General features: G+C 70.1%; 11 protein-coding genes. All 11 read left to right on the top strand.

Going from position 1 to position 11,643, the window contains the following annotated elements; all coding sequences use genetic code 11:
• The first annotated feature begins 59 nt into the window (after nucleotides 1-59).
• The 11 genes from OG866_RS06575 to ispG all read left to right on the top strand — a co-directional run bounded on the left by OG866_RS06575 (nucleotide 60) and on the right by ispG (nucleotide 11,619).
• On the top strand, nucleotides 60-995 hold the full coding sequence (locus tag OG866_RS06575) for an ABC transporter permease (protein WP_329332486.1): 936 nt from the start codon (nucleotides 60-62) through the stop codon (nucleotides 993-995).
• Nucleotides 988-1,779: an ABC transporter ATP-binding protein gene (locus OG866_RS06570; RefSeq protein ID WP_329332485.1), complete on the top strand. Its 792-nt coding sequence runs from the start codon at nucleotides 988-990 to the stop codon at nucleotides 1,777-1,779. The genes OG866_RS06575 and OG866_RS06570 overlap by 8 nt, the downstream gene beginning before the upstream one ends.
• Before the next feature lie 384 nt (nucleotides 1,780-2,163).
• The gene (hpnC, locus tag OG866_RS06565; protein ID WP_329332484.1) at nucleotides 2,164-3,066 is read left to right on the top strand and encodes a squalene synthase HpnC; all 903 of its coding nucleotides are present in this window, start codon (nucleotides 2,164-2,166) and stop codon (nucleotides 3,064-3,066) included.
• On the top strand, nucleotides 3,063-4,013 hold the full coding sequence (hpnD, locus tag OG866_RS06560) for a presqualene diphosphate synthase HpnD (RefSeq protein WP_329332483.1): 951 nt from the start codon (nucleotides 3,063-3,065) through the stop codon (nucleotides 4,011-4,013). The genes hpnC and hpnD overlap by 4 nt, the downstream gene beginning before the upstream one ends.
• The gene (locus OG866_RS06555; protein WP_329332482.1) at nucleotides 4,013-4,153 is read left to right on the top strand and encodes a DUF6380 family protein; all 141 of its coding nucleotides are present in this window, start codon (nucleotides 4,013-4,015) and stop codon (nucleotides 4,151-4,153) included. Before hpnD ends, OG866_RS06555 begins: the two co-directional genes overlap by 1 nt.
• Nucleotides 4,150-5,544, top strand: a complete 1,395-nt coding sequence (hpnE, locus tag OG866_RS06550; RefSeq protein ID WP_329332481.1) for a hydroxysqualene dehydroxylase HpnE — start codon at nucleotides 4,150-4,152, stop codon at nucleotides 5,542-5,544. The genes OG866_RS06555 and hpnE overlap by 4 nt, the downstream gene beginning before the upstream one ends.
• Before the next feature lie 62 nt (nucleotides 5,545-5,606).
• Nucleotides 5,607-6,674, top strand: a complete 1,068-nt coding sequence (locus OG866_RS06545) for a polyprenyl synthetase family protein (protein ID WP_329332480.1) — start codon at nucleotides 5,607-5,609, stop codon at nucleotides 6,672-6,674.
• Between the two features lie 120 nt (nucleotides 6,675-6,794).
• Nucleotides 6,795-8,786 (top strand): squalene--hopene cyclase, encoded by a 1,992-nt coding sequence (shc, locus tag OG866_RS06540; RefSeq protein WP_329332479.1) that lies wholly within the window; start codon nucleotides 6,795-6,797, stop codon nucleotides 8,784-8,786.
• A gap of 1 nt (nucleotide 8,787) precedes the next feature.
• Nucleotides 8,788-9,429: a phosphorylase family protein gene (locus OG866_RS06535; protein WP_329332478.1), complete on the top strand. Its 642-nt coding sequence runs from the start codon at nucleotides 8,788-8,790 to the stop codon at nucleotides 9,427-9,429.
• Between the two features lie 5 nt (nucleotides 9,430-9,434).
• Nucleotides 9,435-10,457 carry an adenosyl-hopene transferase HpnH gene (gene hpnH, locus OG866_RS06530; RefSeq protein WP_329332477.1) on the top strand — a complete coding sequence of 341 codons (1,023 nt, stop codon included), beginning with the start codon at nucleotides 9,435-9,437 and terminating at the stop codon, nucleotides 10,455-10,457.
• Between the two features lie 4 nt (nucleotides 10,458-10,461).
• Nucleotides 10,462-11,619 (top strand): flavodoxin-dependent (E)-4-hydroxy-3-methylbut-2-enyl-diphosphate synthase, encoded by a 1,158-nt coding sequence (gene ispG / locus OG866_RS06525; protein ID WP_329332476.1) that lies wholly within the window; start codon nucleotides 10,462-10,464, stop codon nucleotides 11,617-11,619.
• Nucleotides 11,620-11,643 lie beyond the last annotated feature (24 nt).

The raw sequence follows: 11,643 nt of genomic DNA, 5'->3' as shown, positions 1-11,643 counted from the left end.
CCCTGGCTCATGCCCAAGCCCGCACAGGCTGCGCATCTCGAAGACGAAAGTTTCCACCAGTGAGTGAGACAACGCATGACGGCGGAGTCGCGGTGACCGCGCCCCCGTCGCCCGACGAGGGCCTCACGGCGGCACAGCTCGCCGCCAAGTACGGGCTGTCCGTGAGCGGTGCCCGCCCCTCGCTCGTCGAGTACGTCCGCCAGCTCTGGGACCGGCGTCACTTCATCCTCGCGTTCTCGCGGGCGAAGCTGACCGCCCAGTACAGCCAGGCCAAGCTCGGCCAGCTGTGGCAGGTGGCCACCCCGCTGCTCAACGCGCTGGTCTACTTCTTCATCTTCGGCCTGCTGCTGGGCGCCCGGAAGGGCATCCCGCACGACATCTACGTGCCGTTCCTGGTGACTGGTGTGTTCGTCTTCACCTTCACCCAGAGCTCGGTCCTCGCGGGCGTGCGCGCGATCTCCGGCAACCTGGGCCTGGTGCGGGCGCTGCACTTCCCGCGGGCGTCCCTGCCGATCTCGTTCGCGCTCCAGCAGCTCCAACAGCTGCTGTACTCGATGATCGTGCTGGTCGTGATCATGGTGGCGTTCGGCAGCTACCCGGGTCTGTCCTGGCTGCTGGTCCTGCCCGCGCTGGTCCTGCACTTCGTGTTCAACACCGGCCTCGCGCTGACCTTCGCCCGCATGGGCAGCAAGACCCCCGACCTCGCCCAGCTGATGCCGTTCGTGCTGCGCACCTGGATGTACGCGTCCGGCGTGATGTTCAGCATCCCGGCCATGCTCGCCGACAAGGACATGCCGGGCTGGGTCACCGAGGTCCTGCAATGGAACCCCGCCGCCATCTACATGGACCTGATCCGCTTCGCGCTGATCGACGGCTACGGCTCCGATTACCTGCCCCCGCACGTGTGGTTCTTCGCACTGGGCTGGGCGCTGCTCGCCGGGGCCTTCGGATTCGTCTACTTCTGGAAGGCGGAAGAGAGGTACGGCCGTGGCTGACACCGAGCAGAAGACCGCCCCCCGGGACCCGCGTCCCACCGTCATCGCGGACGAGCTGCACATCGTCTACCGCGTCAACGGCGCCAAGTCCGGCAAGGGCAGCGCCACCGCCGCCCTCAGCCGCATCGTCAAGCGCGGCGAGGAGCGCGGGGTGCGCAAGGTGCACGCCGTGCGCGGAGTCTCCTTCGTCGCCTACCGCGGCGAGGCCATCGGCCTGATCGGCTCCAACGGCTCCGGCAAGTCCACCCTGCTGCGCGCCATCGCCGGTCTGCTGCCCGCCGAGAGCGGCAAGGTCTACACCGACGGTCAGCCCTCGCTGCTCGGCGTCAACGCGGCGCTCATGAACGACCTCACCGGCGAGCGGAACGTCATATTGGGCGGGCTCGCCATGGGCATGTCCCGGGAGCAGATCAAGGAGCGCTACCAGGAGATCGTCGACTTCTCGGGCATCAACGAGAAGGGCGACTTCATCACCCTGCCCATGCGCACCTACTCCTCCGGTATGGCGGCCCGCCTGCGCTTCTCCATCGCGGCCGCCAAGGACCACGACGTCCTGATGATCGACGAGGCCCTGGCCACCGGCGACCGCAAGTTCCAGAAGCGCTCCGAGGCGCGCATCCGGGAACTGCGCAAGGAAGCCGGCACGGTGTTCCTGGTCAGCCACAACAACAAGTCGATCCGTGACACCTGCGACCGGGTGCTGTGGCTGGAGCGTGGTGAGCTGCGCATGGACGGCCCGACCGACGAGGTCCTCAAGGAGTACGAGAAGTTCACGGGCAAGTAGTCCACGAGGGCCTCGGCGTATCGGCCCACGACGCTTCGCGGGGCCCCGCCGGAACTGCTCCGGCGGGGCCCCGCGTCTGCAAAGGAAACGTCAACTTCGGTACCCCGCAGGAATCTTGAAGTCAATCGGTGTGTTCTTGTGATGCGCAGGAGACCCCGACGATCCTTGCTGAGCTGTACAACGTAAGCTGTACCGGTCCCGAATCGCGGCAAGTGGGGCGATAATGCCCGACACCCTCTGTCAGGGCCGCCGCACGGAAGGCCGGGCGGCGTGTCCGAAATAGTGTGTATTGGGTCGGCGGTGTAGAACGGGAGATGTGACGGCTATGGCTACGGAAACTCCCCAGCTCAACGCATGTGCCGTCCCCGCCCCGGGCAGTCCGCGGTGACGGGAACCGACACGGCACGCGCTTCGGATCCGGAGCGCGGCACGCTGGACAAGGCCGCGGGTGAGAACTTCCCCGTGGCCCCCTTCTTCCTGCCCCGGGCCTGGCGCACCGACCTCATGGCCGTCTACGGCTTCGCCCGCCTCGTCGACGACATCGGCGACGGTGACCTCGCCCCCGGCGGCGCCGACGCCCGCCTCCTCGGCGTCTCCGCCGCGAAGGCCGAGGACCGTCTGGAGATGCTGGACGCCTTCGAGGCCGACCTCGACCGGGTCTTCACCGGAGCACCCCGCCACCCGCTGCTGCGCCGCCTACAGCCCACGGTCCGCCGCCGGTCGCTGCCCCCCGAGCCCTTCCGCGGCCTGATCGCCGCGAACCGCCAGGACCAGCTGGTCAAGCGGTACGAGACCTACGACGACCTGCTCGCCTACTGCGAACTGTCGGCCAACCCCGTGGGACGCCTGGTGCTCGGCGTCACCGGCACCTCGACCCCGGAGCGGATCCGGCTCTCGGACGCGATCTGCACGGCGCTCCAGATCGTCGAACACCTCCAGGACGTGGCCGAGGACCTCGCCCGCGACCGTATCTACCTGCCCGCCGAGGACATGAAACGCTTCCATGTCCAGGAGGCGGATCTCGCCACGAGGACCGCGGGCGCATCGGTGCGCGCACTGGTCGCCCACGAAGCAGAACGCGCCCGCACTCTCCTGAATGAAGGCGCCCCCCTGGTGGGTAGCGTCCACGGCAGGTTGAAGCTGCTGCTCGCAGGGTTCGTGGCGGGGGGAAGGGCGGCGATCCGCGCGATCGCCGCCGCCGAATACGACGTACTTCCCGGCCCACCCAAGCCCGGCAAGCTCCAGCTGCTGCGCGAGGTGGGCGTGACTCTGCGAGGAGAGGGGTGATCCGGACCGTGGAGGCCGAACCACGCGTGTCCGCACCGGTACTCGCCGCCTACAGCTACTGCGAGGCCGTGACCGGACAGCAGGCACGGAACTTCGCGTACGGCATCAGGCTGCTGCCGATGTCCAGGCGCCGCGCGATGTCGGCGTTGTACGCCTTCTCGCGCCGCGTCGACGACATCGGCGACGGCACCCTGCCGCCGGACGTCAAGGCCGCCAGGCTCGAGGACACCCGGGCGATGCTGGCCCGGGTCCGTGACGGCGAGGTCGACGAGGACGACACCGACCCGGTCGCGGTCGCCCTGACCCACGCCGCCACCGCCTTCCCGATCCCGCTGGACGGCCTGGACGAGCTGATCGACGGCGTCCTGATGGACGTCCGCGGCGAGACCTACGAGACCTGGGACGACCTGAAGGTCTACTGCCGCTGTGTCGCGGGCGCCATCGGACGGCTCTCGCTCGGGGTGTTCGGTACCGAACCGGGGGCGCGCGGCGTCGAGCGCGCGCCCGAGTATGCCGACACGCTCGGGCTCGCGCTTCAGCTCACCAACATCCTCAGAGACGTCCGGGAGGACGCCCTGGGTGGACGCACCTATCTGCCCGCCGACGACCTCGCGAAGTTCGGCTGCTCGGCCGGGTTCAACGGGCCGAAACCACCGGAGGGCTCCGACTTCGCGGGCCTCGTGCACTTCGAAGTGCGACGGGCCCGCGCCCTTTTCGCCGAGGGCTACCGGCTCCTCCCCATGCTCGACCGGCGCAGCGGCGCCTGTGTCGCCGCCATGGCCGGGATCTACCGCCGCCTCCTGGACCGCATCGAGCGCGACCCGGAGGCCGTGCTGCGCGGCCGGGTCGCGCTGCCCGGGCGGGAGAAGGCGTACGTCGCCGTACGCGGACTGTCGGGTCTGGACGCCCGGCATGTGACGCGCGGGACCGTCAGGAGGCGCGCCTGATGGACAGAACGGTCCAAGGTGATGCCGCCAGGGGAAAGCGGCAGGCAACCCTCCGGCAGGGCGTGGCGTCCCTGACTGCGACGGCCGGCCGTGCACCGTTCAATCACCACGGCGGCCGCGCAGGGGAGGGTGCACGATGACCGACGGCCATCAGTCCGGGCGGGACGCCGTCGTGATCGGCGGCGGGCTCGCCGGCATCACCGCCGCGCTCGCTCTCGCCGACGCGGGTGTCCGTGTCACCCTGCTCGAAGGCCGGCCCCGCCTCGGCGGGCTCGCCTTCTCCTTCCAGCGCGGCGAACTGACCGTAGACAACGGACAGCACGTCTATCTGCGCTGCTGCACCGCCTACCGCTGGTTCCTCGACCGGATCGAGGGGGCAGCGCTGGCGCCGTTGCAGGATCGTCTCGACGTGCCCGTACTCGACGTCGACAAGCCCGAGGGACGACGGCTCGGCAGACTGCGGCGCGACGCGCTGCCGGTGCCCCTGCATCTGGGGCGCAGCCTCGCCACGTACCCGCATCTCCCGCTCGCCGACCGGGCCAGGGTGGGGCGGGCCGCGCTCGCGCTCAAGGGGCTCGACCTCGCCGATCCGAACCTGGACGCGCAGGACTTCGGCAGCTGGCTGACCGCGCACGGTCAGTCGGCGCGTGCCGTCGAGGCCCTGTGGGACCTGGTCGGGGTCGCCACCCTCAACGCGGTCGCGGGCGATGCCTCGCTGGCGCTCGCCGCGATGGTGTTCAAGACCGGTCTGCTGTCCGACCCGGGCGCGGCCGACATCGGATGGGCGCACGTCCCGCTGGGTGAACTGCACGACCGGCTGGCCCGCAAGGCGCTCGACTCCGCGGGCGTCCGTACCGAGGTCCGTACACGCGTCACCTCCATCTCCACTGACGAGAACGGGACTTGGCGGGTAGAGGTTCCCGGCGAGACGCTGCGGGCGGACTCGGTCGTCCTCGCCGTACCCCAGCGCGAGGCCCATGACCTGCTGCCCGAGGGCGCGCTGGACGCACCGGAAAATCTTCTGCGGATCGGCACCGCGCCGATCCTCAACGTGCATGTCGTCTACGACCGCAAGGTGCTGCACAAGCCGTTCTTCGCGGCCCTCGGCACCCCGGTCCAGTGGGTCTTCGACCGCACCGACGCCTCCGGACTGCGTGCGGGCCAGTACCTCGCGCTGTCGCAGTCGGCGGCGCAGGACGAGATCGACGAGCCCGTCGCCGTACTGCGGGAGCGGTACCTCCCGGAGCTCGAGCGGCTGCTGCCCGGCACCCGCGGTGCCGAGGTGAGGGACTTCTTCGTCACCAGGGAGCGCACGGCGACGTTCGATCCCGCCCCCGGCGTCGGACGGCTGCGGCCCGGCGCCCGTACCAGAGCACCCGGCCTCTACCTGGCCGGAGCGTGGACCGCCACGGGGTGGCCCGCGACCATGGAGAGTGCGGTCCGCAGCGGTGTGAAGGCGGCGGACGCCGCGCTGAGCGCCCTGGGCCGGCCCCGCCCGAGTCACCTCTTCGACGTCGAGGAGGCGGCCTGATGCTCGACCAGCATGGCGCGGCAGGTCCCCGCACCCCCGGTACCGCAACAAGAGGAGAGACTGTGCCCACTGTGCCCCCGGCCTCGACGGCTGCCGAGGCGGTGGACGTGACCGCGCTGCTGGAGCGCGGCCGGACCCTGGCGACACCGGTACTGCGGGCGGCGATCGACCGCCTGGCCGCTCCCATGGACACCGTTTCCGCCTACCACTTCGGCTGGATCGACGCCGCGGGCAACCCGACGGCCGGCGACGGCGGCAAGGCCGTGCGCCCCGCGCTCGCGGTGCTCTCCGCGGAGATCACCGGCGCGGCCCCCGAGGTCGGCATCCCCGGCGCCGTCGCCGTGGAACTGGTCCACAACTTCTCGCTTCTGCACGACGACCTGATGGACGGCGACGAGCAGCGTCGGCACCGCGACACCGTCTGGAAGGTGCACGGCCCCGCCCAGGCCATCCTCGTCGGCGACGCCATGTTCGCCCTCGCCAACGAGGTCCTGCTGGAGCTCGGCACCGTCGAGGCCGGCCGCGCCACCCGCCGGCTGACCACCGCCACCCGGGCCCTCATCGACGGACAGGCCCAGGACATCTCCTACGAGCACCGCGACCGCGTCAGCGTCGAGGAGTGCCTGGAGATGGAGGGCAACAAGACCGGCGCCCTGCTGGCCTGCGCCAGCTCCATCGGCGCCGTGCTCGGCGGCGCGGACGACCGCACCGCCGACACCCTGGAGAAGTACGGCTACCACCTGGGCCTCGCCTTCCAGGCCGTGGACGACCTCCTCGGTATCTGGGGCGACCCGGTCTCCACCGGCAAGCAGACCTGGAGCGACCTGCGCCAGCGCAAGAAGTCCCTGCCGGTCGTGGCCGCGCTCGCGGCGGACGGTCCCGCCGCCGAACGGCTCGGCGAGATCCTCGCCGCCGACGCCAAGAGCAGCGACTTCGAGAACTTCTCCGAGGAGGAGTTCGCGGCCCGCGCCGCCCTCATCGAGGAGGCCGGCGGCCGGGACTGGACGGCCGAGGAGGCACGCCGTCAGCACGCCATCGCCATCGAGGCCCTGAACGCCGTCGACATGCCCGACCGGGTACGGGATCAGTTCACGGCGCTCGCCGACTTCGTCGTCGTACGAAAGAGATGATCACTATCGGTCGAATAGCCCTCGCGTAGTCGCCGGCCGGTGCCGAAAGCACCATCAGGGCACCGGCCGACGGCGGACCCACAGCAGAGCACCATTTGCACACTGCACGAAGGGGAAGCCATGACAGCGACGACCGACGGAAGCACCGGGGCCCTGCCGCCCCGCGCTGCCGCGGCCAGCGAAACCGACATCAACATCCCCGTGGCGGCCGGGGTGCGCGAAGCCGCCGCGTTCGCCATGCAGCGCGCCACCGATCACCTGCTGGCGCGGCAGGACGCCCAGGGCTGGTGGAAGGGCGACCTGGAGACCAACGTCACCATGGACGCCGAGGATCTGCTGCTCCGCCAGTTCCTGGGCATCCGCGACGAGTCCACCACCCGGGCCGCCGCTCTGTTCATCCGCGGCGAGCAGCGCGAGGACGGCACCTGGGCCTCCTTCTACGGCGGGCCCGGCGAACTCTCCACCACCGTCGAGGCGTACGTCGCCCTGCGGCTGGCCGGGGACGCGCCCGAGGCGCCGCACATGGCGAAGGCGTCCGCGTGGATCCGTGAGCAGGGCGGTATCGCCGCCGCCCGGGTCTTCACCCGGATCTGGCTCGCCCTGTTCGGCTGGTGGAAGTGGGAGGACCTGCCCGAACTGCCGCCCGAGCTCATCTACTTCCCCAAGTGGATGCCGCTCAACATCTACGACTTCGGCTGCTGGGCCCGGCAGACCATCGTCCCGCTGACGATCGTCTCCGCGAAGCGTCCGGTGCGGCCCGCGCCCTTCACGCTGGACGAGCTGCACACCGACCCGGCGCACCCCAACCCGGTCAAGCCCCTGGCGCCGACGGCCAGTTGGGACGGTGCCTTCCAGCGGCTGGACAAGGCGCTGCACCAGGTGCGCAAGGTCGTGCCCCGCAGACTGCGCAGGGCGGCCATGAACACCGCCGCCCGCTGGATCATCGAGCGGCAGGAGAACGACGGCTGCTGGGGCGGCATCCAGCCGCCCGCCGTGTACTCGGTGATCGCCCTGCACCTGCTCGGCTACGACCTCGAACACCCGGTCATGCGGGCCGGGTTGGAGTCCCTGGACCGTTTCGCGATCTGGCGCGAGGACGGATCCCGGATGATCGAGGCCTGTCAGTCGCCGGTGTGGGACACCTGCCTGGCGACCATCGCGCTCGCCGACGCCGGGGTGGCCCCCGACCATCCGCAGCTCGTCAAGGCGGCGGACTGGATGCTGGGCGAGGAGATCGTCCGGCCCGGCGACTGGGCCGTGAAGCGGCCCCAACTGCCGCCAGGCGGCTGGGCGTTCGAGTTCCACAACGACAACTACCCCGACATCGACGACACCGCCGAGGTCGTCCTCGCCCTGCGCCGCGTCCGGCACCACGACCCGGAGCGGGTGGAGAAGGCCATCGGACGCGGAGTGCGCTGGAACCTCGGGATGCAGTCCAAGAACGGGGCGTGGGGCGCCTTCGACGTCGACAACACCAGCCCCTTCCCCAACCGGCTGCCGTTCTGCGACTTCGGCGAGGTCATCGACCCGCCGTCCGCCGACGTCACCGCCCATGTGGTGGAGATGCTGGCCGTCGAGGGGCTCGCCCACGACCCGCGCACCCGGCGCGGAATCGAGTGGCTGCTCGCCGAACAGGAGCCGAACGGCTCGTGGTTCGGACGCTGGGGCGTCAACTACGTCTACGGCACCGGGTCCGTCGTCCCGGCCCTGGTGGCCGCGGGCATCCCCGCCGCACACCCGGCGATCCGGCGGGCCGTGACCTGGCTGGAGACCGTCCAGAACGACGACGGAGGCTGGGGCGAGGATCTGCGCTCCTACCGGCACGTCAAGGAATGGAGCGGCCGAGGGGCCTCCACCGCCTCACAGACGGCCTGGGCGCTGATGGCCCTGCTGGCCGCCGGCGAGAAGGACTCCAAGGCCGTGGAGCGGGGCGTCGAGTGGCTCGCCGCCACCCAACGGGCGGACGGCTCCTGGGACGAGCCCTACTTCACCGGCACCGGCTTCCCGTGGGACTTCTCCATCAACTACCACCTCTACCGACAGGTCTTCCCGCTCACGGCACTCGGCCGCTACGTCCATGGAGAACCGTTCTCCCAGGCGGGGGAGGCATGAGATGAGCACCCCGCCCGCCCCGGCCCCGCTGCTGATCGCCTGCGCGCTCGGTATCGAGCGGCTGGCCCTGCGCAGCGGCGACCGGAGCGGCGCAGACGGGCCGGTGACCGTGCTCCGGACCGGCATGGGCCCCAGGGCGGCCGAGCGGGCCGTCACCCGGGCCCTGGCCGACCCGGCGCTCGCCGAGGCCGCCGTGCTCGCCACCGGCTTCTGCGCCGGGCTCGCGCCCGGCATGCACCCGGGCGACCTCGTCGTCGCCGAAGAAACCCGGGGACCGGCGGGAACCGTTCCGTGCGTGGGCACCGACCTACTCGTCAAGGAGCTGGTACGGGCCGTACCCGGACGAACCGTCCACACCGGGCCGCTCACCGGCTCCGATCACGTCGTACGCGGCCATGAACGGTCCGACCTGCTCGCGACCGGCGCGATCGCCGTCGACATGGAGTCCGCCGCCACGCTCCACAGCGCCGTACGCGCGGGCCCACGCCCCGTTGCGGCCGTCCGGGTGGTCGTGGACGCTCCAGAACATGAACTCGTCCGGATCGGCACGGTGCGCGGTGGAATATCAGCCTTCCGCGTCCTTCGTTCCGTCCTTCCCGCTTTCTACGAATGGCACCGTTCCTTGCTGCTCCCCAGGAGGTGAGCCAGATGGCCATGCCGCTGCGTCAGTCCATCAAGGTCGCTACATACTTGGCCGAACAGAAGCTCCGCAAGCGGGACAAGTTCCCGCTCATCGTGGAGCTGGAACCCCTCTTCGCGTGCAACCTGAAGTGTGAGGGCTGCGGCAAGATCCAGCATCCAGCGGGCGTCCTCAAGCAGCGCATGCCGGTGGCGCAGGCCGTCGGGGCGGTGCTCGAGTCCGGTGCGCCGATGGTGTCCATCGCCGGCGGTGAGCCGCTGATGCACCCTCAGATCGACGAGATCGTGCGGCAGTTGGTGGCGAAGAAGAAGTATGTCTTCCTCTGCACCAACGCCATGCTGCTGCGCAAGAAGATGGACAAGTTCAAGCCCTCGCCCTACTTCGCCTTCGCCGTGCACATCGACGGGCTGCGTGAGCGGCACGACGAGTCCGTGGCCAAGGAAGGGGTGTTCGACGAGGCCGTCGAGGCGATCAAGGAGGCCAAGAAGCGCGGCTTCCGGGTCACCACCAACTCGACCTTCTTCAACACCGACACCCCGCAGACCATCATCGAGGTGCTCAACTTCCTCAACGACGACCTGCACGTCGACGAGATGATGATCTCGCCCGCCTACGCCTACGAGAAGGCCCCCGACCAGGAGCACTTCCTCGGCGTGGAGCAGACCCGCGAGCTCTTCAAGAAGGCCTTCGCGGGCGGCAACCGCAAGAAGTGGCGGCTCAACCACTCCCCGCTCTTCCTGGACTTCCTGGAGGGCAAGGTCGACTTCCCGTGCACCGCCTGGGCGATCCCGAACTACTCCCTGTTCGGCTGGCAGCGCCCCTGCTACCTGATGAGCGACGGCTACGTCCCGACGTACCGCGAACTCATCGAGGAGACCGACTGGGACAAGTACGGCCGCGGCAAGGACCCGCGCTGCGCCAACTGCATGGCGCACTGCGGCTACGAGCCCACCGCCGTCCTCGCCACCATGGGCTCGCTCAAGGAGTCGCTGCGCGCCATGCGCGAGACGGTCTCCGGAAACCGGGAGTGAGGTCATGACCGCCGTCTCCCTCGGCGTCCCCGAGATGCCGGTCCGGCCGATCGCCGAGCGACGCCAGTCGCGGCGGATCCAGGTCGGGCCGGTGGCGGTCGGGGGCGGGGCCCCGGTGTCGGTGCAGTCCATGACGACGACGCGCACCTCCGACATCGGCGCCACGCTCCAGCAGATCGCCGAACTCACCGCGTCCGGCTGCCAGATCGTCCGCGTCGCCTGCCCCACGCAGGACGACGCGGACGCGCTGGCCACCATCGCCCGCAAGTCGCAGATCCCGGTGATCGCCGACATCCACTTCCAGCCCAAGTACGTGTTCGCGGCGATCGAGGCCGGCTGCGCTGCCGTACGGGTCAACCCCGGCAACATCAAGAAGTTCGACGACCAGGTCAAGGAGATCGCGCGGGCCGCCCGCGATCACGGCACGCCGATCCGGATCGGGGTCAACGCCGGTTCGCTGGACCGGCGGTTGCTGGAGAAGCACGGCAGGGCGACGCCGGAGGCGCTGGTCGAATCGGCGTTGTGGGAGGCGTCGCTCTTCGAGGAGCACGGGTTCCGGGACATCAAGATCTCCGTCAAGCACAACGACCCCGTGGTGATGGTGGCGGCGTACCAACTGCTCGCCGAGCAGTGCGACTACCCGCTGCATCTCGGGGTCACCGAGGCCGGTCCCGCCTTCCAGGGGACGATCAAGTCGGCGGTCGCCTTCGGGGCGCTGTTGTCGCGGGGGATCGGCGACACCATCCGGGTGTCGCTGTCCGCGCCGCCCGCCGAGGAGGTCAAGGTCGGCATCCAGATCCTGGAGTCGCTGAACCTCAGGCAACGCCGGCTGGAGATCGTGTCGTGTCCGTCCTGCGGGCGCGCCCAGGTCGACGTCTACAAGCTGGCCGACGAGGTCACGGCGGGCCTGGAGGGCATGGAAGTGCCCCTGCGGGTAGCCGTGATGGGTTGTGTGGTCAACGGTCCCGGCGAGGCGCGGGAGGCCGACCTCGGGGTCGCCTCCGGCAACGGCAAGGGGCAGATCTTCGTGAAGGGCGAGGTCATCAAGACCGTGCCCGAGTCGAAGATCGTGGAGACCCTCATCGAGGAGGCGATGAAGATCGCCGAACAGATGGAGCAGGACGGCGTCGCGTCGGGGGAGCCGGCCGTCACCGTGAGTTGAACAGCACGGACCGAAGGGGGCCCG

This window comes from Streptomyces sp. NBC_00663 (assembly GCF_036226885.1).
Classification (GTDB): Bacteria; Actinomycetota; Actinomycetes; order Streptomycetales; family Streptomycetaceae; genus Streptomyces.
Note: the sequence above shows the minus strand (reverse complement) of the source record. Positions and strands in the feature narration are given on the sequence as shown.

Coding starts and splice junctions, on each gene's coding strand:
- OG866_RS06555 (WP_329332482.1), top strand. CDS start 4,013: ATGGACAGAACGGTCCAAGGTGATGCCGCCAGGGGAAAGCGGCAGGCA.
- hpnE (WP_329332481.1), top strand. CDS start 4,150: ATGACCGACGGCCATCAGTCCGGGCGGGACGCCGTCGTGATCGGCGGC.
- shc (WP_329332479.1), top strand. CDS start 6,795: ATGACAGCGACGACCGACGGAAGCACCGGGGCCCTGCCGCCCCGCGCT.
- OG866_RS06535 (WP_329332478.1), top strand. CDS start 8,788: ATGAGCACCCCGCCCGCCCCGGCCCCGCTGCTGATCGCCTGCGCGCTC.
- hpnH (WP_329332477.1), top strand. CDS start 9,435: ATGGCCATGCCGCTGCGTCAGTCCATCAAGGTCGCTACATACTTGGCC.
- ispG (WP_329332476.1), top strand. CDS start 10,462: ATGACCGCCGTCTCCCTCGGCGTCCCCGAGATGCCGGTCCGGCCGATC.